The sequence below is a fragment of the Sporosarcina sp. SG10008 genome, from assembly GCF_044569405.1.
GTDB lineage: Bacteria > Bacillota > Bacilli > Bacillales_A > Planococcaceae > Sporosarcina > Sporosarcina psychrophila.
Window position 1 is genome coordinate 4000849 of record NZ_CP172607.1, and the last position, 21812, is coordinate 4022660.

Annotated in this window: 22 protein-coding genes; 1 reads left to right on the forward strand and 21 read right to left on the reverse strand. The window is 42.5% G+C overall.

What is annotated here, in order from left to right:
• Positions 1-70: 70 nt before the first annotated feature.
• The 17 genes from mfd to metG form a co-directional block, all read right to left on the reverse strand.
• On the reverse strand, positions 71-3601 hold the full coding sequence (gene mfd / locus ACGLYD_RS18860) for a transcription-repair coupling factor (RefSeq protein ID WP_067213741.1): 3531 nt from the start codon (positions 3599-3601) through the stop codon (positions 71-73).
• Positions 3602-3988: 387 nt separating this feature from the next.
• Positions 3989-4219, reverse strand: a complete 231-nt coding sequence (locus ACGLYD_RS18865) for an anti-sigma-F factor Fin (RefSeq protein ID WP_067213742.1) — start codon at positions 4217-4219, stop codon at positions 3989-3991.
• Between the two features lie 54 nt (positions 4220-4273).
• On the reverse strand, positions 4274-4837 hold the full coding sequence (gene pth, locus ACGLYD_RS18870; protein ID WP_067213743.1) for an aminoacyl-tRNA hydrolase: 564 nt from the start codon (positions 4835-4837) through the stop codon (positions 4274-4276).
• A 307-nt stretch (positions 4838-5144) separates the two neighbouring features.
• Positions 5145-5777 (reverse strand): 50S ribosomal protein L25/general stress protein Ctc, encoded by a 633-nt coding sequence (locus tag ACGLYD_RS18875; RefSeq protein WP_067213744.1) that lies wholly within the window; start codon positions 5775-5777, stop codon positions 5145-5147.
• Between the two features lie 84 nt (positions 5778-5861).
• Positions 5862-6821 (reverse strand): ribose-phosphate diphosphokinase, encoded by a 960-nt coding sequence (locus ACGLYD_RS18880; RefSeq protein WP_067213745.1) that lies wholly within the window; start codon positions 6819-6821, stop codon positions 5862-5864.
• A gap of 14 nt (positions 6822-6835) precedes the next feature.
• Positions 6836-8206: a bifunctional UDP-N-acetylglucosamine diphosphorylase/glucosamine-1-phosphate N-acetyltransferase GlmU gene (glmU, locus tag ACGLYD_RS18885; RefSeq protein ID WP_340741127.1), complete on the reverse strand. Its 1371-nt coding sequence runs from the start codon at positions 8204-8206 to the stop codon at positions 6836-6838.
• 395 nt (positions 8207-8601) lie between these two features.
• The gene (spoVG, locus tag ACGLYD_RS18890) at positions 8602-8886 is read right to left on the reverse strand and encodes a septation regulator SpoVG (RefSeq protein WP_067213747.1); all 285 of its coding nucleotides are present in this window, start codon (positions 8884-8886) and stop codon (positions 8602-8604) included.
• 149 nt (positions 8887-9035) lie between these two features.
• Positions 9036-9413, reverse strand: a complete 378-nt coding sequence (locus ACGLYD_RS18895) for a RidA family protein (RefSeq protein ID WP_067213748.1) — start codon at positions 9411-9413, stop codon at positions 9036-9038.
• A gap of 1 nt (position 9414) precedes the next feature.
• A complete protein-coding gene (gene purR / locus ACGLYD_RS18900; RefSeq protein ID WP_067213749.1) occupies positions 9415-10242 on the reverse strand; it encodes a pur operon repressor in 828 nt (275 codons plus the stop codon).
• Between the two features lie 55 nt (positions 10243-10297).
• Positions 10298-11164, reverse strand: coding sequence for a 4-(cytidine 5'-diphospho)-2-C-methyl-D-erythritol kinase (gene ispE / locus ACGLYD_RS18905; RefSeq protein WP_399629883.1), 867 nt, complete (start codon positions 11162-11164; stop codon positions 10298-10300).
• A 301-nt stretch (positions 11165-11465) separates the two neighbouring features.
• A complete protein-coding gene (locus ACGLYD_RS18910; protein ID WP_067213751.1) occupies positions 11466-11642 on the reverse strand; it encodes a small, acid-soluble spore protein, alpha/beta type in 177 nt (58 codons plus the stop codon).
• 132 nt (positions 11643-11774) lie between these two features.
• Positions 11775-12041: a biofilm formation stimulator Veg gene (veg, locus tag ACGLYD_RS18915; protein ID WP_067213752.1), complete on the reverse strand. Its 267-nt coding sequence runs from the start codon at positions 12039-12041 to the stop codon at positions 11775-11777.
• Between the two features lie 142 nt (positions 12042-12183).
• Positions 12184-13080 (reverse strand): 16S rRNA (adenine(1518)-N(6)/adenine(1519)-N(6))-dimethyltransferase RsmA, encoded by an 897-nt coding sequence (gene rsmA, locus ACGLYD_RS18920; protein WP_187046260.1) that lies wholly within the window; start codon positions 13078-13080, stop codon positions 12184-12186.
• Positions 13073-13639: a ribonuclease M5 gene (gene rnmV, locus ACGLYD_RS18925; RefSeq protein WP_067214112.1), complete on the reverse strand. Its 567-nt coding sequence runs from the start codon at positions 13637-13639 to the stop codon at positions 13073-13075. The genes rsmA and rnmV overlap by 8 nt, the downstream gene beginning before the upstream one ends.
• A gap of 197 nt (positions 13640-13836) precedes the next feature.
• Positions 13837-15066 carry a ubiquitin-like domain-containing protein gene (locus ACGLYD_RS18930; protein WP_399629887.1) on the reverse strand — a complete coding sequence of 410 codons (1230 nt, stop codon included), beginning with the start codon at positions 15064-15066 and terminating at the stop codon, positions 13837-13839.
• Positions 15067-15201: 135 nt separating this feature from the next.
• The gene (locus ACGLYD_RS18935) at positions 15202-15969 is read right to left on the reverse strand and encodes a TatD family hydrolase (RefSeq protein WP_399629890.1); all 768 of its coding nucleotides are present in this window, start codon (positions 15967-15969) and stop codon (positions 15202-15204) included.
• A 731-nt stretch (positions 15970-16700) separates the two neighbouring features.
• The gene (metG, locus tag ACGLYD_RS18940; RefSeq protein WP_399629893.1) at positions 16701-18674 is read right to left on the reverse strand and encodes a methionine--tRNA ligase; all 1974 of its coding nucleotides are present in this window, start codon (positions 18672-18674) and stop codon (positions 16701-16703) included.
• A 279-nt stretch (positions 18675-18953) separates the two neighbouring features.
• Here metG and ACGLYD_RS18945 point away from each other — a divergent pair, with 279 nt between their 5' ends.
• Positions 18954-19232 carry an AbrB/MazE/SpoVT family DNA-binding domain-containing protein gene (locus tag ACGLYD_RS18945; RefSeq protein WP_067213757.1) on the forward strand — a complete coding sequence of 93 codons (279 nt, stop codon included), beginning with the start codon at positions 18954-18956 and terminating at the stop codon, positions 19230-19232.
• A gap of 146 nt (positions 19233-19378) precedes the next feature.
• Here ACGLYD_RS18945 and rsmI read toward each other — a convergent pair whose 3' ends face one another.
• The 4 genes from rsmI to yabA all read right to left on the reverse strand — a co-directional run bounded on the left by rsmI (position 19379) and on the right by yabA (position 21812).
• Complete coding sequence (gene rsmI / locus ACGLYD_RS18950; RefSeq protein WP_067213758.1) at positions 19379-20257, reverse strand: 16S rRNA (cytidine(1402)-2'-O)-methyltransferase; 879 nt, start codon at positions 20255-20257, stop codon at positions 19379-19381.
• Positions 20235-20522 carry a GIY-YIG nuclease family protein gene (locus ACGLYD_RS18955; protein ID WP_067213759.1) on the reverse strand — a complete coding sequence of 96 codons (288 nt, stop codon included), beginning with the start codon at positions 20520-20522 and terminating at the stop codon, positions 20235-20237. Before ACGLYD_RS18955 ends, rsmI begins: the two co-directional genes overlap by 23 nt.
• Positions 20506-21258 (reverse strand): tRNA1(Val) (adenine(37)-N6)-methyltransferase, encoded by a 753-nt coding sequence (locus ACGLYD_RS18960; RefSeq protein ID WP_187046265.1) that lies wholly within the window; start codon positions 21256-21258, stop codon positions 20506-20508. Before ACGLYD_RS18960 ends, ACGLYD_RS18955 begins: the two co-directional genes overlap by 17 nt.
• 182 nt (positions 21259-21440) lie before the next feature.
• Positions 21441-21812 carry a DNA replication initiation control protein YabA gene (gene yabA / locus ACGLYD_RS18965; protein ID WP_067213761.1) on the reverse strand — a complete coding sequence of 124 codons (372 nt, stop codon included), beginning with the start codon at positions 21810-21812 and terminating at the stop codon, positions 21441-21443.

The window sequence follows — 21812 nt, forward strand, 5'->3', positions numbered from 1 at the left end:
CAAAATTGAACGTTAACTTTGTTTCAATTGTAGTATGCATCAAGGATGGACAAAATATGCAACATGCCCTTTAGACGGAATCACTAACAACAGTTTCCTTTAAAGACGACTGAAGAATTCGCATCATTTCTTCAAGTACATCAAATGCAGTCTGTTTCCCTGTATGACGCTCATCGATTCTCATGATAAGACAACCATTTTCCATCGTGAACCCAACTGCACGACCAAACGCCATTGAATCGGATACCAGTTTTGCGCCGTCTGTTTTCGCAGTTCCTTCAGGCGATATGCGAACTTCAATAAGCGATTGTTGTTTCTTGATGGATTCGGCACCCGCGATACGTCCCCAAGCTTTTACCCTTGCAACACGTAGTAACAAGTCAGCCTCGAGCGGCATATCACCGAATCGGTCTGTCATTTCATCGACAAGTTCATTGTAGTCGGTTTCATTTTCAATCGCTTTAACCATTTTGTACATTTGAATCTTTTGGAATCCATCACGTACATACTCATCTGGAATATATGCATTAAGCGGCAACGCAATTTCCAAGTCTGGTATATCCGCTTTTACAATACCTGTCTGCTTCTGCTCAACAGCTTCTTGCAACAATTGAGAATAAAGATCGAAACCAACCGAGTCGATGAAGCCATGTTGCTGAGAACCAAGTAAATTACCCGCACCACGAATTGATAAATCACGCATCGCAATTTTGAAGCCCGAGCCAAGTTCCGTAAATTCCTTAATTGCTTGAAGACGGTTTTCTGCAACCTCTGTCAGCACCTTATCACGCTGATAAAGGAAATAGGCATAGGCAACACGATTCGAACGCCCAACGCGCCCACGTAGTTGGTAGAGCTGTGATAACCCCATACGGTCAGCGTCTTGAACGATAAGTGTATTGACATTCGGAATATCGATACCCGTTTCAATGATGGTTGTCGTTACAAGAACATCATACTCACCTTCAAGGAAACTTAAAATCACCGACTCAAGTGCCGACTCGCCCATCTGACCATTGGCAAATCCAACTCGCGCTTCAGGCACAAGCTGCTTGATTTCATCGACTTTACGCTCCATATCTTCCACCCGATTATACAAGTAGAATACTTGCCCACCACGGCCCATTTCCCTTTCAATTGCCTCGCGGACAAGTGCAAAGTTTTGCTCCATAACATAAGTCTGGACAGGGAAACGGTTTGCTGGTGGCGTTTCAATAACGGACAAATCACGAACACCGAGCATCGACATATGGAGCGTCCGTGGAATAGGTGTTGCGGTTAATGTCAGGACGTCGACATGTGTTTTTAACTGTTTAAGTTTTTCTTTATGCGTTACGCCAAATCGCTGTTCTTCATCGACAACAAGTAAACCAAGATCATGGTAGGCGATATCTTTAGAAAGAAGGCGATGTGTACCAACGATAACGTCGACTGTTCCCGCTTTCAATCTTTTCAACGTCTCCGTTTGTTCCTTCTTTTTACGGAAACGATTTAAGAGGGAAACTTCAACTGGGAAACCAGAAAAACGCTCTTTCATTGTTTCGTAATGCTGTTGCGCTAAAATCGTTGTAGGTACAAGGAATGCTACCTGCTTGCCATCTGATACAGCCTTGAATGCAGCACGAATTGCAACTTCCGTTTTACCATAACCAACATCCCCACAAAGTAAGCGGTCCATTGGACGTTCTTTTTCCATATCCAATTTCACTTCAGCGATAGATCTGAGCTGATCATCGGTTTCGTCGTAAGGGAACGCGTTTTCAAATGCCATTTGCATGTCGTCATCCACTGCAAATGCATGTCCCTTTTCCGATTCCCGTTTGGCATACAGCTCAATTAGGTCGTCCGCAATGTCTTGTACTGCTGCGATAACTTTTGTTTTCGTTTTCTTCCAGTCTGCCCCACCCAGCTTATGCAGTTTCGGTTCTTTTTCCCCGGAGGCGACATATTTCTGGATTAAATCGATCTGGTCGGCAGGAACGAATAGCTTATCTTCTCCGCGGTACCTGATGTCGAGGTAATCTTTATGAATACCGCTTACTTCGAGCGTTACAACCCCGTAATACTTCCCAATTCCATGATGAACGTGAACGATATGATCACCTGGCTTGATTTCCGAGTAACTTTTGATGCGTTCTGCATTGGTCATCTTTTGCGGACGTGCTTTCCGTTTCGGTGTCCCTTTGAAGAGCTCAGAATCTGTTATAACTGCCATCCGTTGAAACGGCAGCTCGAAGCCAGCAGACAAATCGCCATCAATGACAATTATGCCACCTGCTTTTGACGGTTTGCCAGACAAGGCAGATTGCATATCGTAATCTTCAAGGATAGATTGGACTTTCTGCATTCGTTCATTGCCGTCTGCGATAATGAAAATATTGAAACGTCCTTGGTGCCAGCGTTCTATCTCATTTTTCAATAAACTCATCTGCCCATGGAACTGCTGCATCGGTTTACAAGAAAACGTCACTGTCTTTTTCACAACAATTCCTGGAACTGTGCGCACGAAAAGGGATAAATATACTTTTCGTTGCTTTAATGTTCCATGTACCTCTTCGAATGAATATGAAGTTTTTGCATCATGAACAATTTTCCCTTCTTCAAGAAGAGCAACCATCCATTCCTTTTCATCCGACTCTAGTGATGCAACAACCTCAAGGACCCGTCCGATTTCATCAAATAAAACGATTCCGTTACTTGGAAAATAACTTTCAAGGGAAGTCGTTCCAGCTGAAAACGATGCATATTTCAACATGTTTTCCGGAATGGATCCCTCCCTCATTAAAGCAATATCCCCCTTCATATTAATGGTTAACCGTTCTTTCGCATCCACATCGTTCATCTTCTTCAAACTAACGCCAAGCGCATTCTCCAGGTTTTCTGCGATGATCGTCAAATCTTCAGCCTTCCAAACAAATTCGGCAGCGGGAAGAATTGATACGTCTTTCAACTTACCTGTTGAGCGCTGATCTTCCGCCGAGAATGTGCGAATCGAGTCAACATCCGTATCAAATAATTCAATCCGTACGGGTTCTTCCAAATTCAGCGGATACAAATCCAGGATACCCCCACGCAATGCAAACTCACCTGGCGCTGTTACCATTGACTGTCTCGTATAACCCATTGACACAAGTCTTTCAAGCCATTCTTCCATATTAATTTCTGCGCCTATTGTCGTTGATAATGAATTGGATAGCCAGCGTGCTTTTTCAGGTAATAGTTTTTTCATGCCTGCAATCGGCGTGATATAAACCCCCTTCCCAGTTCGTACCATATGATCTAATGTATCGATGCGCTGGGCGCGAAGTTCATAGCTCGAAACAGAAAAGTCCGCAGCAATGAGTTCCTCTGCAGGGTAAAGGTGGACGAGTGAATCGCCCAACATTTTGACGAGGTCTTCATATGTACGCTGGGCTTGCAATAAATTTGGGGATACGATAAGAATGGGCCGTTTGCTCGACTGCTGAAGCACTTTGAAAAGAATCGACTTCGCCCCGCCTGACAATCCCGCGATAAGTTGACGGTCTATTCCCGCCTCCAACTCTCCCACTAGTTCGTCAATCTCTTTCTCTTGTAAAAACAAATCTATTAGTGATTCCAATGCTACACATCCTTTCTTTCATAATAATAGTAGGCGTTCAAAAAGGGCTAGGCCATTCAAGTGCGCCAAGTCCAAACTATATTTATATATTGGAAAAATAATTATCTATATATGTTGTAATAAAGAATCCTACCAACAACGCTTGGCACTAGGGGATGCCTCCCACAATAAGCCGGATAGAAAATCACTGTCAGACTTATTGCTTCGGCTAACCCAGTAGACGCCTTTGCTGGAAATTATCTCATTAACTGGACATCAAGTAACCGAAGCCCTAAGACATCCCCTTATGCCGCAGCCAATTCAAAATAATTTAATAGTTCAACACAAATACCTTTAGACAGAAAAACAGAAAAAGCTTTGGACGCATTTAGCGCCAAAGCGTACATCTTATTGAAGCCATTTGTTAAGTGTATAGTAGTCCGGGAATCGTTGAAGCGATTGCTCACACTGTTCGCAGATGCATCGCACCGTCAATGCCCCGTCTTTTTCATACGTCAGAAAATGCTCAACTTCCTCTTCGTCCATCTTGTGCAGCAGAAGGATAGCCTCCTTCGCAGATTCAAACGGAAGTGTGCCAATTTCAGTCTCACAATGCCGGCAAGTATAACGGATCGCCATTTTAGTCTCCGCCCCTTTTCTCAAAGTATAGGCGCAAGACGGCTTTATTATTCCTTATACACCATTAAAGTTGTTCATGACATCATTAAATGGTTTGCCCAGCCACGCTTCACATGCGGATGCACTTTTTTTCACCATGTCTTCAATTAATGGTTTTTCATCTTTGCCGAAAGGTGCTAGAACGTAATCAGCCACTTTCATACCACCGATGGGACGACCAACACCGATTCGGATTCGATTGAACTGGTCCGTACCAAGATGAGCAATAAGTGATTTCATGCCGTTATGGCCACCCGCACTGCCTTTTTGACGCAGTCGAATTGTTCCGGGAGCAATATCAAGATCATCATACAGAACAACGATATCTTCTACGTCGATATCGAAGTAATCCATCAATGGCCGAACACATTCACCAGATAGGTTCATATAAGTAAGCGGCTTGACAAGCATTACTTTTCCTTCCGGACGATGGACAACCGTATACATGCCACCAAATTTCGATTGTACTGCAGTGATTGGCAGACGAGTACTAAGCTCGTCAATGACATGAAACCCCACATTATGGCGTGTTTTTTCATATTGTTTACCCGGATTTCCGAGTCCTATTATCATTTTCATAGATTTCATCTTCCTTTTACACTAGAGGATTTAGAAAAGCGCTAGAGTCTAGACACCGATTCATGTAGATAAAGTTATACTTTCCTATCCTTGAGAAAAGCACAAGGAAACGATACAGATGCCATGGGCTTAAAGAGAGCAAAAAAGGCAGTCTAAGTGAGCGACTCCCTGTCGCAAACGACTGCATAGCTATATCCTAGGAGCCTTGTGACTAGTGCTAAGACACTATTCCAAGTTAAAAAACCTATAATTACTTAACTATGAAACAGAAAAGAAGCGCACGGATTTCCGTGCGCTCATGTTTGTATTACTTCGCTTCTTTCTTCTCACCAATTACTTCTGGCTCTTCTGATTCAGAAGCTTCGCTTTCAAGTTCTTCCATCTCCGCCGCTGTACGTGGTGATGAAATTAGAACAAGTGCATGATCATCTTCGTTTAAAATCTCATATTTCGAATTCGCACGAATTTCAGCTACTGTAATCGTTTCGCCGATTTGAAGTTTTGAAATGTCGATATCAAATGTCTCCGGAATATCCGAAGGTTTCACTTTGATGGTCACTTCACGGTTCGGTTGTTGAAGTACGCCTCCCTCTTTCAAGCCAACAGATTCGCCAATAAGATGTATAGTAACATCTACTTCAAGCTCCTCTGTCATATTGATAGCAAGGAAGTCCGCATGTCGAATTTCACCTTTTAATACGTCAGATTGATAATCGTTTAGGACAACATTAAGGTCCTTCCCGTCAATATTAAGTTTAATAACGCCATTACGGCCCGTTATTTGTAATGTTTTTAGTAAGTCTCGCTCTTTTACTGAAATCGATGTAGCTTCTGTTTTATAACCGTAGACGACCGCTGGAACATAGCCCTCTTTACGTAATCCAGTTAGTGCTGATTGTTTTGATGGTACTCTCGCTTCTGATTGTATAGTTGTACTCATTTTATTTAATCACCCTTCTTTAAAAAAAGTTGTGTTAACTAATAAATACCCAATGACAAGCGACATGAAACATCTAAATTAAATTTACTCAAACAATGTACTAACAGATTTCTCTTCGAACACACGCACGATCGCTTCTGCAAGCAATGAAGCGATCGAAAGTTGCTTGATTTTTGGGGATGTTTTCGTTGCCGGAAGCTCAATTGAATTTGTAATAACCAATTCTTTAATTTGCGAATTATCAATTCGTTCGATTGCTGGACCTGACAACACTGGGTGTGTACAACAAGCATACACTTCTTTTGCTCCACTTTCGATTAAAGCGCTCGCCGCAATTGTGATTGTCCCTGCTGTATCGATAATATCATCAATTAGGATTGCTGTTTTCCCTTCAACATTGCCAACGATATTCATCACTTCAGCAACATTTGGGCGTGGGCGACGTTTGTCAATAATCGCAATAGGTGCTTTCATGCGGTCCGCCATCTTACGCGCACGCGTTACACCGCCATGATCCGGTGATACAATAACAAGCTCATCGATGTTCAAGCCTTTTCCTTTAAAGTATTCTGTAAGGATTGGCTCAGCAACAAGATGATCGATTGGGATATCGAAGAAACCTTGGATTTGTGGTGCATGCAGATCGATTGCAATGACACGGTGGGCTCCTGCTGTTTCAAGTAAATTTGCAACAAGTTTCGCTGTAATCGGTTCACGTGAACGTGCTTTACGATCTTGGCGCGCATAGCCATAATAAGGCATAACGACATTGATTGTGCGTGCTGACGCACGTTTCAAAGCGTCAATCATAATAAGAAGTTCCATCAAGTTTTCATTGACAGGGTACGATGTCGACTGGATGACGAATACATCGCAGCCACGGATACTTTCTTCGATATTGATTTGGACTTCTCCGTCACTGAATTGTTTGACCGAGCATTTGCCAAGTGGACGTCCGATTTTTTCCGCTACTTGCACCGCAAGTGTTTGGTTCGAATTCAAAGAAAATATCTTAAGTTTATCGTTAGGATAGTGATTAGCCATCATGTTCCCCCTGTTTAACTGAGATTTAGTTTGTTTGCATATCCTTCTTTATTCTCCTGCCGTGCACGCGCAATTGCAAGTGAACTTTCTGGCACACTTTTAGTAATTGTCGATCCAGCTGCTACATATGCACCTTTTCCAACTGTAACTGGAGCGACTAAATTGGAATTACAACCAATAAATGCATTATCTTCGATTGTTGTAAGATGCTTGTTCTTGCCATCGTAGTTAACAGTGATTGTTCCACAACCTACATTTACATGCGACCCAATTTTTGCGTCACCAATATAGCTTAAATGTGACACTTTGCTACCTTCACCTAGTGTCGCCTTTTTCACTTCCACAAAGTTACCGATTTTCACACTGTCTCCAAGATCAGAGTCCGGGCGGATATGTGCGAACGGTCCTATTGCCGTAGTTGAACCAATTCTGCTAGATAGTACAACAGATGAATGCACATTTGTATTATCACCGATTACACTGTCGACAATCTGGCTATTTGGTCCTATTACACACTTATTGCCGATAACGGTATGACCTTCAATCATTGTACCCGGTTGAAGAACTGTATCACGGCCAATTTCGGCTGCCGCGCTTATATACGTGCTTTCGGGGTTGATAATTGTTACACCATTCCGCATATGCTTTTCAGCTATACGTCTACGCATGACACGCTCTGCTTCTGCCAAGACTACGCGGTCATTGATACCGAGTGTTTCACTGAAATCCCCTGTCACGTATGCTGAAACGAGTGCATTTTCAGATTGCAAAATACCGACAACATCAGGGAGATAGTATTCCCCTTGCGTATTATTATTTTTCACTTTTTTCAACGTTTCAAAAAGTGTCCGATTGTCAAAGCAATAGGTACCTGTATTGATTTCCGTCACTTTTTGTTCTTCAGGAGTTGCATCTTTCTGTTCAACATTTCGGAGGACTTGGCCACTCTCTCCCCTGATAATGCGCCCGTATCCTGTTGGATCATCCGCATTAGCCGTCAAGATAGTTGCTTTTGCTCCTGTTGCTTTATGATGCGCAATCAATTCCTCCATTGTCTCAGAACGAATGAGCGGCGTATCTCCGCATACAACGATAGTCGTACCATCCAAGTCACCAATAAGCCTCTCAGCCTGCTGAACAGCGTGTGCCGTGCCTAATTGCTCTTGCTGTAGCGCATATTCACTTTTCTCTCCAAGCGTTTCTTCTACCGTTTCTGCACCATGTCCAACAATCGTAACAATTCGACCAATACCAAGACCGCGTATATGATCAATTACGTGTTCGACCATCGGTTTTCCACAAACGGGATGCAGTACTTTATATAAATCGGACTTCATCCGTGTACCTTGCCCTGCAGCCAGGACAACGGCATATGTATTTGTCATTTAATAGCCCCCATGAATGAGGGATGAAGGCGAATCCCCCTCGAATGTTTTCACTATTGACTATAGCTGAAAACGGGCTAATTTTCAACCTCATACCTCTTGACAAGTTGATTACAATCTTTTATCATTATTTTCTCTTTTTTATTCAGCTTTTTAATGCCAAAAAAATCCATAAAAAAAGCGCAGGGAACCTGCAAGTGAACACAACCTAAGTTGTCCTTATCATCTAGCACAAAGTGAATCGTAGTTCAATCCCGCTTCAACGGAACCCACATCCTGCAGGTCTCCGAGCATTTTGTGCCCGGAGCCTAGACGTGAAACTTCTATATTGTAAATTATCCACAGGCTGTCTATATTATTTCACGATAAGTATAGGTAAAAACGAAGGGGCCACATCATGCACCAGCGCCTTCAAATACTGCTTCTTCTGCAGAAAGGTGGTATGCCGCCATTACTGCATCTTGGATTTTGGTTCGAGCACTTGTATTAATTGGATGTGCTACATCACGAAACTCTCCATCAGGCGTTCGTTTACTCGGCATCGCTACGAACAATCCCTCATTTCCATCGATGACCCGAATGTCATGCACGACAAATTCATCGTCAATTGTAATCGAAGCAATTGCCCTCATCCTTCCATCAGTTTCCATCTTTCGTAACCTCACATCTGTTACTTCCATCTCTTACCACTCCTTTTGTCTTTACAGTGCATGACGACTATATTCCACAAAAGTAAGCGTTTCCCTTCTTTATAAACACAATTATTTAAACATTTTGAAAGACACGGAAATAAAAAACCCGCCCAAAGTGATATTTGGGCGGGTATCTGTTATTTGGCTACTAGAGCAATAACCTCTATTTCAATTTTTACGTCTTTCGGTAATCTAGCAACTTCAACAGTTGAACGTGCAGGTGTATGAGACCCAAAATGCTGTGCGTAAATGTCATTGACAGCAACGAATTCATTCATATCTTTAATAAAAACAGTTGCTTTGACTACTTTATCCAAAGATGAACCTGCTGCTTTCAGCACTTCTTTTAAATTGGCGAACACTTGGTGCGTTTGATCTTCGATAGTCCCCTCAACAAGCAGTCCTTCCGGTGTCAATGGAATTTGCCCGGATGTATATACCATTCCGTTCACACTAACCGCTTGTGCATAAGGTCCAATTGCCTGTGGTGCGTTTTCTGTCGCTACATAATTCATATCATTTTCCACCTTCCGCAAAATAGTTTCCTTCTTCTAACTCGATGGTCCCATTCTTTTCATTTACTGCATGAAGCTTAACAAGAGATAAGTAGTTATCGACGAGAACCTCTTCAGCATGATCGGATTCTACTAGAACAGCTATACCTGCCAGTTCGCAACCAAATTCCTCCAGAAGACTCTTCATCCCAAGCATCGTACCGCCTGCTTTCATGAAATCGTCTGTAATGAGGACTTTGCGTCCGCTTTGCATGCTTCTTTTCGATAATACCATTGTTTGAATACGTCTGGTTGAACCAGATACATAATTAATGCTCACAGTTGGTCCCTCGGTCACCTTGCTATCACGGCGAACGACAACGACTGGGACATTCAGGTGACGCGCAATTGCATGGGCAATCGGAATACCCTTCGTCGCTACCGTCATAATCACATCAATGTCTGTCTCCGCGTACGCTGAAGCAAATACTTTACCCACACGATCCATAATGCGCGGATTGCCAAGAAGATCCGTCATGAATAAATAACCGCCTGGCAGCAATCGATCCGAATGCCCAAGTTTCTCCATTAGAAGCGACATCACTTCACGAACGTCGGATTCTACCATCTTCGGGATGAACTTCACTCCTCCCGCTGCTCCGGAAACCGTCACCAGTTTTCCTGTGCCTTTTTCCTCAAACGTTTCTTTTACAATCGTCAAATCCTCACTAATCGAGGATTTAGCCGCTTGGTAACGTTCGGAGAAGAAGGTCAGTGGAATAAGTTCATGTGGAGATTCTAACAATTGGCTAGTCATATCTACAAGCCGCTCGCTCCTTTTCCACTTCATAGTACCATCTCCTAAACCCGAATATTTTAATGTACATTACCACAATCGTACGTATTTAATCAAGAATTGTATGTCCACCGACCATTCTAACCGCATATACTTCTGGACAGAACCCTTTTAGCCCGTTATAAATTCTCGGTACCCTGGATTCATGTTTAACGAGACCGAAAACTGTCGGGCCGCTACCACTCATTAAAACTGCATCTGCACCAAATCTCTTCATCTGCTCTTTCAGAACAACGACTTGTGGATACAGATCCATTGTGACGGTTTCTAGGACATTTCCGACTGAGTTGCACATTTTGTCGTAATCTTCCGCCCTTAATGCTTCAATCATTCGAACCGTATCGATATGATCAATCGCAGATAAATTCAACTTTCCGTATATATCTCCTGTCGAAACCGAAATGGCCGGTTTCGCGAGAATGACCCAACAGTTTGGTGGGGGAGGTAGGATTTCAATTAATTCTCCGCGCCCCGTCGCAAGTGCTGTACCGCCATGTACGCAAAATGAAACATCCGAACCAATTCGTGCCCCAAGCCTCGCGAGTTCTTCGACACTCAATTTTAAATTCCATAGCCTATTCAATCCCCGTAGCGTAGCAGCAGCATCCGAACTTCCGCCCGCGAGCCCTGCAGCAACAGGAATACTTTTTTCTAGTGTAATCTCAACACCTTTTGTAATACCACATTCAATTTGTAACAATTCAGCAGCTTGATAAGCCAAGTTCTTTCGATCATTGGGTACATGTCGTTCTGACGCCTTGATGATGATTTTCCCGTTATCTGTCGGACGAAGCCAGATTCTGTCTGCTAAATCAACCGTAGTCATAATCATTTCGACTTCATGAAAATTATCCGGTCGCTTATGTAATACATCGAGTGTTAAATTGATTTTTGCTGGTGCCTTTTCATAAAGCATCCGGCTCCCTCCATTCCAGCTAGTCTGTATCCCCCTATTTTAGCATAGGGTGAAATATTTGCGCTGTGAAATGATAATAATAGGATAATTGATTTTTGAAAGCCTCGGTTTCAGAACAAATGTGGAAACACAACCGACCATATAATCATACCTACCATTCATAAACAACGGACGACCAATCCTATCTATATCGCACAACTTCCCAGGCACTAAAAAGAAGAGCTGGCCGGATATCTTGATGCTCCCGGATTCAGCTCTTCTTTTGTCAGCCTGTTAGTTGGATAATGGGTAATTCATAGCGTTATTTCTTTTGTGCTACTCCTCGTTCGGCCATTTCAATTGCTCGCTTCACCATATTGCCCGCGTCGCGTGATTTGATGCCGCCCCAACCTTCTCGCTCCACAACATCATAAAATCCAAGCTCTTTCGCAATTTCTACCTTCAAGCCTTCAGACATAATGCCACGTTTTTTCGCCATTCGGTTTTCCTCCTTTTGGCTGACAATTGTAGTATGAACCAAACGAAAGAAAAAACACCCGCACAAGACATCCATTTTCAGAATGCTTGCACAGGTGTTGTTTAAAAATGAATTAAATCATTAAGACTGTAATTATTTGATAATGAATGCAGTAGGATCTGCACCTTCAAGAATTGTTATTTCAACCGCTTCGGTTAAAATGTCTGCGTAGCTGTAAGATACTCTTTCAAATGCATTTTCGTCCTGGTCAAGTTCAACTACGAATACTGCACGATATGTTTCCCGCAGCACTCCAGCTCTCTCGATTGTCTTCTTCCGACCACCGTTTGCTTTTAAGTGCAAACGTTTTCCCAGATGAGAATCCAATGACTTCTTAATGTCCGCTAATGTTTTTGGCACGTCGCTTACACCTCACTAAGTATAAGCATAACACTTTTAAAAGTTTCTGTCAATTAAAATCTTCATTTTAACAATTGCTGGTCTACTTTGTCAATCTTTTTATTAGAAAAAAGGGTATTTTTCTAATAAAAACGTCCTAACTCTATCGTTTTTTCTTCTTCTCAAAGAAGTCCTCATACAAGGCATTCGACAAGTTTGCAAATTCTTCTATTGTCAGTGTTTCTCCACGTCGGCCAGGGTCCATGCCAATTTGTTCGAAAGCTTGCAAGATCACTTCTTTCTTCAACTTGCCATTAGGAAGTGAGGATTGCAAGTTGTTCAAAATCGTCTTCCGGCGCTGGACGAATGAACCTCTAGAAACTACAAACATAAAGTCTTCATCGATTACTTTTGCTGGCGCCGTTTCTTTTCTTGTCAAACGTAGAACAGCCGACTCAACGTTTGGTTGCGGCATGAATACCGTCTTCGGTACAATCATAGCCACTTCCGCATCCATATAGTACTGAATAGCTATGGATAGAGAACCGTATGCTTTTGTCCCTGGAACGGCGGTAATGCGATCTGCTACTTCTTTCTGCATCATAACTACCATACCTGATACTGGAACTTTACCAAGTAAGAATTTCATGATAATTGGCGTTGTCACATAATAAGGCAAGTTTGCAACAACTACAACATCCTCATAATCCGCGAAGTGGTCCTGCATTACTTGTAGAAGGTCAGCTTCCAGTATGTCCTGATGAACGATTGTCACGTTGTCGTAAGGCGACAGGGTATCTTCCAATACAGGAAGGAGGCGTCCGTCAATTTCAAAAGCGACGACTTTTCCTGCGCTTCTTGCAAGATGTTCTGTCAATGCACCAATACCGGGTCCGATTTCAATAACACCTGTTTTTTCGGACAAGCCTGCGTGCGAAACGATATTGCGTAAAATATTGGGGTCAATCAAGAAGTTTTGACCTAAACTTTTTTTGAGCGAAAAACCGTATTTAGCGAGAATCTCTTTCGTCCTGACCGGAGTCGCAATATCTTTATTCATTATTTTCCGTTTCCTCCTCGTCTAGAACCTTTAATACTTCTCCCAATCGATCATAACCAATTCGGAACATTTCCAACCGCTTCTTTAATCCTTTGCCATTCACTTGACCGATTTGCAACAGCTCACTTAAGCGCTCACGGCGCCTTTTTGCATCAGGATGTCCGATAAGCCTAGCCGTCATCAAATCTGCTAGTGGTATATCAACAGCAGGCTGGTCGTCCACGGTGTAAACCGCACTTAGCGCAGCCCGTATATGCTCATCATGTGCATGCTCAATACCTAGCCCCGATCCATTTTTGGCAATCGTCAGCTTCTTTTCAAGAAAAGCATGTTTAACACCTGGAATACGCTCTTCAATGATGGCGCGGATTCTTCTGCCAGGAAAGTCGGGATCCGTGAATACGATGACGCCTCGCGTTTCCTGAGCATGCCGAATACGCGTGAGCGTTAACTCGTCGATTGCAGAACCGTTCGTTTCAATCGTATCCGCACCTGCTGCCCGTTTCACGGCTACTGTATCAGACTTGCCTTCAACAACAATAATTTCTTTAATGTTCACAAAAATCCTCATTCCCATTGCATTCTTTCCCTAATTCTACTCTGACGGCAAGCGGATGTACAGATGGGCAGGCGATCAATTACGCCTCGGCGTAATTCAAAATTTATAATATCCCCCAGAGGTTTAACTTCCTTCAGCAGAAGATGGCTATAACACAATAATCCGCGGGACTAATATCAGTCCTGCGGATGTATATATCAATCGATGATTTTAATTTTCACTTGGCGTCTGCCGAATTTATAGGCATCGCCTTTCGTTGCTACGTGCAGATCAATCTTCTTGCCTTTGATTGCACCGCCTGTATCCCCTGCAACGGCATAGCCGTATCCTTCAACCCACACTTTAGAACCGAGCGGGATAACGCTTGGGTCGACTGCAATAACTTTCAAATTAGGGTTCGCACGTAAATTAATGCCTGTTCGTGTAATTCCAGAACAACCATTACAATGCGCCGTATAGGCCGTAGCGGTTACGTAGAACTCCCCACCTTCCGCGGATGAATCGTTACGCGATACAGTTTTTGAATTAGACGTCCCAGCTGATGCACTTGCGACCATCACTTGCGAGCCTACGGAAACGATCTTCGTTTGTGGTTTTTTAATTGACTTCTCTTCTAGAAGCTTACGGGAAATTTCCTTCCCGTTTTCTTTCACAATTTCAAACTTCCGTGAAACCGTTCCTTTTTTTCCCGCTTGGACGATTTTTTCTCGCCCTTTCAGTAAAGATGGATCGTTGCGTGTTTCAACTGCAAAGTTCGCCGGTTCTTCCACTACATCGGTGACTTTTTCCACTCGTACGACTGCCACTATAGAGCCAGGCTTTAGATACCCATCTGCCTTTCTATTCAGACGATCGTCATCATTCAAATGAATGTTCTCTCTCTTTAAAAAGTCAGCGACCGTAGTCGAAGTTGACCGGACCTTCTTTTCTTCTCCGCCGTCATTCAACGTTACTTCAAACGCTTTTTGGACGGTAATGCTATTTTCTTTCCCTAGCTGTTCATCTAGCACTGGGTTTACAACATCATATTCGGTAATTTCGATATCTGCTTCAGCAAGTATCTCTTCCACCTTATGATTAGTCGTCCATATGGATTTGGTATCCTGATCGACATTTATTACAACTTGTTGCGACTGTTCCCACCTAATCGATAGACCATCCTCGATAGGTGTATTCACTGAGGGTATTACTAGATCGTGTTTGGCAACTTCAATTTCCTGTTCGGAGAGAAGTTTACCAACTGTATGTGCGTGCGTTTTAATGTTAAGTTCTTTACCGTCCACGTCCAACGTGATCGATTTTTTTGTTCCCTCAAAGAGAACAAGTGAAATAACAGTAACAAATAGCGTTAGCGAAACTACGGTAATCGCTACTTTTTTACTCCTCAATGACTTATAGAACAGGTTTTTCATGGTACTTTTTGACATGAAAAAAACTCCTCCTTCATCACTCGGCTGATTATAAAGGGTACTCTTCGGCATGTCAACCCGTATGAATTTGGTGAATAACAAATTTAGGAAGCCCTTCATATAAAAAGCATGGAAAACTTCCTACCATCTTATTCATGTTATGTTAAATACTTTCAAAGCGTTTGCGGTCGTTCTTTTTGCCACTTCTTCAATGGGGAGACCTTTAAGTCTCGCTATTTCTTCCGCAACAAGCGTCACCCATGCCGGTTCATTCCTTTTTCCACGGTACGGATGAGGTGCGAGATAAGGCGCATCTGTTTCGATTAATAAATGATCAAGCGAAATTTCCGTTGCAACTTGTTTTGGCGCCTTTGCATTTTTAAATGTAACTGGTCCTCCCAATGAAATCATGAAATTCATTTTTATGCAGTCATTTGCAGTCTCGACACTTCCACCAAAACAATGCATAATTCCGCCCGTTTTTTCTGCTCCCTCTTCTTTCAAGATACGAACGACATCCGCCGTTGCATCTCGGTTATGGATAATAATTGGCAGTTTTACTTTCTGGGCAAGCTGAATCTGTTTTCTGAACACTTCCTGTTGCACATCTCGCGGTGATTTATCCCAATGATAATCCAATCCTGTTTCCCCAATACCAACCACTTTAGGGTGCGCGGCGAGTGATTCAATCCATTCTAAGTCTTTTTCTGTGCAGTCGATTGCATCTACAGGATGCCAACCGACAACGGCGTAAATGAAAGCGTGCTGTTCAGTCAGTTCCATTGCCTTCAAAATCGTCTTGCGATCAAATCCAACGACCACCATCTTGTCAACACCGGCTTCTTGGGCACGTTGAATCACTTCATCTATATCTTCTTCATACTGATCTGCATTTAAATGAACGTGTGTATCTATATACATTATTTTCGCCTCACAATTGTTTTATTTTAATCGAACGGATTATAGCTTCCATTACATACTATATATGTTGATATAAATATTACCTTCGCTTAGTTTTCACTTGTAGTTATATGTTCAATATTTATCGTTTATTATATATGTTGAACAAATGAATACGACATATGCGCTTTACAGGGGCTTTCGAGAAGCAACTGAAAAAACCCAAATAATTAGAATGAAATAGAAATCCTACGAATACCGCTTCGACGCTTTGTGGATGCCTCCCGCGATAAGCCAGAAAGGAGACCACTTTCAGTCTTATCGCTCCGGCTACCACGAAGTCGCGCCTTCGCTGGATGGTCTATGTGAGAAAGAGCTTTTCATTTTCAGGGATGAAATCTGCAACCTGGAGTGCATCTTTCTTGACTATAAGTAGTATCAACTAGTAATCACATTATAATCTCAGCATATACATCTCAAAATCATATATCTCTCGATAATGAACACCCTAGCGCAGGCGCGGCAAAGGGGTCGCCGAAGCCGTAAGACTGGATGCGAAGCGCTAATCCAGGCTTACGGTGAGAGGCATCCCCAAAGCGCCAAGTGTTCTACAATCCACACCCCGAATTACAACTCTCTCATTATTGAGTACCACTGCAGATTCAATGGGATTCTTTAATTCAACATATATAGTTGATAATATACTCAAAAAAAGAAAAACGGCGTTTCCATGAGGGACGCCGTTTCTATTCTTATTTAACTTGTGCACCATTTTCAAGTGACTGATCGACTGTGGCAAGTTTCAAAATACCATCTGATTTCCCAGCCAAAATCATACCTTGGGATAGCTCTCCACGTAATTTTACAGGTTTCAAGTTGGCAACAACAATTACTTTCTGCCCGACTAGTGCCTCAGGTTCGTAATGTTCTGCGATGCCCGATACAACTTGTCGTTTCTCATAACCCATATCTAGTTGGAGCTTCAGCAATTTATCTGCTTTCGGAATTCTTTCACATGCAGTTACTGTCGCAACGCGTAAATCGACATTCAAGAAATCATCGATTGAAATCTCCGCCACTACCGGCTCTTCAACTTCCACTTTTGCAGGTTGCTCAGCAGGCGCATTTTCAGCCGGTGCAGTAATCGCCATCTGATCACGGATATAAACGACTTCAACGTCCGCATCCAGGCGCGGGAAGATTGGTACACCCTTTTCTACGACTTTTGTGCCTGTCGGAATCGCGTTGAAATTCCCCAGCGTATCCCAAGCAAGCAGTTTTTCATCCAGACCCAGTTGCGTCATAATCTGTTTAGGCGCTTCCGTCATAAACGGTTGCAATAATACAGCAATGTGACGGAGTGATGTCGCAAGATGCATCATAACAGACGCTAGTTTCCCTTTATCCGCCTCATCCTTCGCTAACACCCATGGAGACGTCTCGTCGATGTATTTGTTGGTCCGCGATATAAGAGCCCACAAATCGCCAAGGACAGCGCTAAACTGCATGTTCTCCATTGATGCTTCGTATTTCCCGACTGTAGTCGTCATGAAATTCGTCAAGCTGTCATCGAAATCTGTTGCGACAAGGCCTTGTGTCGGAATCTCTCCGTCGAAATATTTATTGATCATCGAAATTGATCGGTTCAATAAATTTCCGAGGTCATTTGCAAGGTCATAATTCGTCCGCTCCACAAAGGATTCGGGTGAGAATACACCATCTTGCCCAAACGGCAATTCACGAAGAAGGAAATAACGTGTCGCATCGAGTCCGTAGCGCTCAACAAGCATTTCCGGATAGACGACATTGCCTTTAGATTTCGACATTTTTCCATCTTTCATCATGATGAAACCATGCGCAAAAACTTTCTTCGGCAACGGTAAATCGAGTGCCATTAAGAAAATCGGCCAATAAATTGTATGGAAACGAACAATATCTTTTCCAACAACATGGACATCCGCCGGCCAATACTTTTTGAATAACGAATCGTCATCTGACTGATAGCCAAGCGCTGTGATGTAGTTCGTCAACGCATCGACCCATACATAAATGACATGCTTCAGATCCCCAGGAACTTTTATGCCCCAATCAAACGACATACGAGAAACAGATAAGTCTTCAAGCCCCGGTTTGATAAAGTTATTAATCATTTCGTTTTTACGCGATTCCGGTTCGATAAACTTCGGATTATCTTCGTAAAACTTCAACAGTCTTCCAGCATACTTCTTCATATTGAAGAAGTATGATTCTTCCTTCACTTTTTTGACAGGTCGTCCACAATCAGGACAGTTGCCATTTTCAAGCTGCCCTTCCGTAAAGTATGTTTCACAAGGTAGGCAATACCATCCTTCGTACTCCCCTTTATAAATATCGCCGTTATCAAGGAATGTTTTAAAAATCTTTTCGACAATCACTTTATGGCGCTCTTCCGTCGTACGGATGAAGTCGTCATATGAAATGTCCATTGTATTCCAGACCTTTTTCGCTGTCTCTGCGATACCATCGACAAACTCCTGCGGTGGCAGTCCGGCCTCTTGCGCTTTTTCCTGTATCTTTTGACCGTGCTCATCCATTCCAGTCAGGAACCGAACATCATACCCGCGCAGTCGTTTGTAACGAGCCATCGCGTCTGAAGCGACAGTGGTATATGCGGTACCAATATGGAAATTCCCGCTTGGATAATAAATAGGTGTAGTAATATAGAAAGTCTTTTTCTGATCAGCCACGAATATTCCTCCAGTGTATAAGTATGTACTATCTATTCTATCTAAAGCGTACTGGCGATACAATGAAATTCCTCGACAACAGCTAACGTCATTGTTATTTCCGTGTCTATTAGTCTATTTTTGTCGAAAAATAGCGCATTTTTTTAAATAACTACTATTTTTCTCATAGTTTTAAGCGCCTAGTATTGACGTTAATTGGAAGACTTGGTATGATAAAAGTTGTTAAGAGAATTTTGTCGAATTTTGACGAAACTAAATGTATCGAAAGGAGTTAAACTCATGAAATCAACTGGTATTGTAAGAAAAGTCGATGAACTTGGACGTGTAGTAATTCCAATTGAATTACGCCGTACACTTGGTATTGCACAAAAAGACGCTTTGGAAATTTACGTTGATGAAGATAAAATCATCTTGAAGAAATATATGCCGAATATGACATGCTCGATTACGGGCGATGTGTCTGACGACAATTTAAGTCTTATCGATGGCAAGTTAATTTTGAGCCCAGAAGGCGCAAAACAACTCATCAAGGAAATTGAAGATAGCTTAAAAAAGTAAATCAATAATAGTATTGTCCGGATCGGTTAACCGTTCTGGATTTTTTTTCGTTGCTTAGGATACTATGAAACCTCATACTGTGAATACATTGCAACATATAAATTTCACGTCCAGACTACAGTGCATTTCTTATGTACTACTGTCTGTCATTCATCTTCGACATGAAATTCTTTATAAACATCGCGACGGCTTAATCCACGGTCATTTGCTACTTCTCGGATTGCCTCTTTTGAACGAAGACCTTTTCTTTCCATCAATTCTGTCACATGATCACGAATTTCTAAGTCGTTCCACCACTCCTGTTGCTCTTCTACAATTACTCCGTCACTGCCTTCGATTACAATACAGAACTCGCCACGTATTTCATTTGATTCTGCCCATAAAACAGCTTCTTCAAGCGTACCACGAAGAAATTCCTCAAAACGTTTTGTCAATTCCCTTGCCAGGACAACAGAGCGTGTCCCACCGAAGCTCGTCTGTAACGCGCGTAAAGTCTCCTTTAGCCTGTGAGGTGCCTCATATAAAATAACCGTCTCTTCTCGTTGTTTTAAATCGTCTAATTGAATGTTCCTGGCCTTCTTCTGACGTGATAAGAAACCAAAGAACATAAAAGGTTGCGGTACTAACCCTGAAGCAACTAGCGCGCTGATTGCTGCATTCGCACCTGGAACAGGAACTACGTCGTACCCTGCAATAATTGCCTTGGCTACAATGTCTGCCCCCGGATCAGAAATGCATGGCATACCCGCATCACTCACGAGTGCAACCGTCTTTCCATCCGCAAGCATGGCCAAAATCTTTTCGCCACCAACTTCAATATTATGTTCATGGTAACTTGTTAGCGGTGTCTTAATTTCAAAATGGTTACATAACCTGATTGTATTTCGCGTATCCTCTGCCGCTATCATATCTACCTCTTTCAAGATACGAATCGCTCGGTATGTCATATCTTCAAGATTACCGATTGGTGTTCCGACTAAAAACAGTTTTCCACCGCCTGGTTCAGCACTTTTCTGTGACTTCATTTACGTTTCGCCTCTTTCTAATATAGATCTCTTTCGCATTCCTCTTCAGTTGTTTAAATTGATACTCTGCCTGCATAGCTTCACGTTTTGTTTCGAAGTTCTCATGGTAAATACATTGTACAGGTCGTTTTGCGCGTGTATATTTAGCGCCCTTCCCTTCATTATGTACACGAACACGCTTTTCCAAATCATTCGTATAACCGGCATAATAGGACCCATCCTTGCATTCTAATACATAAAATAAGTGATCACCCATTTTGTCCATAAAGGAGGAGCCTCACTTCTTCCGTATATTCATTATCAGCACCATACACATAGAGAGGCGGTAATACTTTCAAATCTGGCTTACCGTCTTTAATCGCCTCAATTAGCAATGTATTTGCTTCTTTACCTTCTTTCGGATAAATAAACTGAATTCGTTTTGGCTCAAGTCGATTTGCACGCATTGCAGTGACAATGTCGAGTAAACGTCCTGGACGGTGGACAAACGCTGCCTTTCCCCCCTGCTTTAACAATTCGCTTGCCGACTGGATAGCCTGTTCAAGCGTTAGATGGATTTCATGCCTGGCAATTGCCAGATGCTCCGATAAGTTCTTTTCGCTTGCCTCATGCGCTGGGAAGTAGGGAGGGTTACATGTTACTGTATCGTATTTCTCATAGCCGATTTTTGCCGCAATGCCAATGACATCATCATTAAGGATGCGAATCCTGCTTTCCAGCCCATTATACCGGACACTTCTTACCGCCATATTTGCAAGCCGCTCCTGTAATTCAACAGCAGTAATAGTAGCGTTCGTTCTGGCGCTTAAAAACAACGGAATCGCTCCGTTACCTGCACATATATCTACAATTTTTCCAGTTTGTTGTAGCGGGACATAGGCAAATCTTGCAAGTAGTACTGCATCCAAAGAAAAAGAAAATACAGACGGACTTTGAATAATCCGCAAATCTTCCGCTAATAAATAATCGAGTCGTTCATCATCTTGTAAAATTTCATCCATAATATTTTCCTCCATAATAAAAATGCGTGAAGCGCCGAATTAAGGGACACATCCTAAGTACGCCGCGTCCTGCGGCAACAAAGAGGGGTGTAGATCAATCCCTCTCCGATGCATGACCCACCCCCTGTGGGCCCACAATAAAAGAAAAGCCGATGCCTACGTTGCAATAGGATCGGCTCATTTTACACGTTTTGTTTATTTAAGAAAGAGAGGCAGAACAGACAATCTTCCCCTTTACGAATACCACCGTAATGGACATTGCAGACGTGAAATCCTTCATTATATAGGCGCGCTAAATTATCAACGCCTTCTCCAACGTCTATTTTATTCGTTTTTTTCCGATGTTGCCTTGTGTTGATTGTCTGTACTTCTTCATCAATTTGTTTGTCCATTTCTTCAAGCCGCTTGCGCAAATGATGGTTTTCGAGTTGAAGCGAATGGTTCTCTTCCGTCATCTGCGCGACGAATCCAATCAATTCGCGGAATTGCTTTTGCATAGATTCGAGTTCTTGCTCGAATTCCATAACCCTATCCAGAAAACTCTTTTCTTTCAA

Excerpts from the sequence above, each read along its gene's own strand:
- ACGLYD_RS18960 (WP_187046265.1), bottom strand. The coding sequence starts at position 21,258 with ATGGATGAAATTTTACAAGATGATGAACGACTCGATTATTTATTAGCG.
- spoVG (WP_067213747.1), bottom strand. The coding sequence starts at position 8,886 with ATGGAAGTAACAGATGTGAGGTTACGAAAGATGGAAACTGATGGAAGG.
- ACGLYD_RS18935 (WP_399629890.1), bottom strand. The coding sequence starts at position 15,969 with ATGTATATAGATACACACGTTCATTTAAATGCAGATCAGTATGAAGAA.
- ACGLYD_RS18945 (WP_067213757.1), top strand. The coding sequence starts at position 18,954 with ATGAAATCAACTGGTATTGTAAGAAAAGTCGATGAACTTGGACGTGTA.
- ACGLYD_RS18930 (WP_399629887.1), bottom strand. The coding sequence starts at position 15,066 with ATGTCAAAAAGTACCATGAAAAACCTGTTCTATAAGTCATTGAGGAGT.
- ACGLYD_RS18865 (WP_067213742.1), bottom strand. The coding sequence starts at position 4,219 with ATGGCGATCCGTTATACTTGCCGGCATTGTGAGACTGAAATTGGCACA.
- ispE (WP_399629883.1), bottom strand. The coding sequence starts at position 11,164 with ATGCTTTATGAAAAGGCACCAGCAAAAATCAATTTAACACTCGATGTA.
- ACGLYD_RS18880 (WP_067213745.1), bottom strand. The coding sequence starts at position 6,821 with ATGGCTAATCACTATCCTAACGATAAACTTAAGATATTTTCTTTGAAT.
- ACGLYD_RS18895 (WP_067213748.1), bottom strand. The coding sequence starts at position 9,413 with ATGAATTATGTAGCGACAGAAAACGCACCACAGGCAATTGGACCTTAT.
- purR (WP_067213749.1), bottom strand. The coding sequence starts at position 10,242 with ATGAAGTGGAAAAGGAGCGAGCGGCTTGTAGATATGACTAGCCAATTG.
- ACGLYD_RS18910 (WP_067213751.1), bottom strand. The coding sequence starts at position 11,642 with ATGGCGAAAAAACGTGGCATTATGTCTGAAGGCTTGAAGGTAGAAATT.
- rsmA (WP_187046260.1), bottom strand. The coding sequence starts at position 13,080 with ATGAATAAAGATATTGCGACTCCGGTCAGGACGAAAGAGATTCTCGCT.
- pth (WP_067213743.1), bottom strand. The coding sequence starts at position 4,837 with ATGAAAATGATAATAGGACTCGGAAATCCGGGTAAACAATATGAAAAA.
- ACGLYD_RS18875 (WP_067213744.1), bottom strand. The coding sequence starts at position 5,777 with ATGAGTACAACTATACAATCAGAAGCGAGAGTACCATCAAAACAATCA.
- rsmI (WP_067213758.1), bottom strand. The coding sequence starts at position 20,257 with ATGAAGTCACAGAAAAGTGCTGAACCAGGCGGTGGAAAACTGTTTTTA.
- ACGLYD_RS18955 (WP_067213759.1), bottom strand. The coding sequence starts at position 20,522 with ATGGACAAAATGGGTGATCACTTATTTTATGTATTAGAATGCAAGGAT.
- glmU (WP_340741127.1), bottom strand. The coding sequence starts at position 8,206 with ATGACAAATACATATGCCGTTGTCCTGGCTGCAGGGCAAGGTACACGG.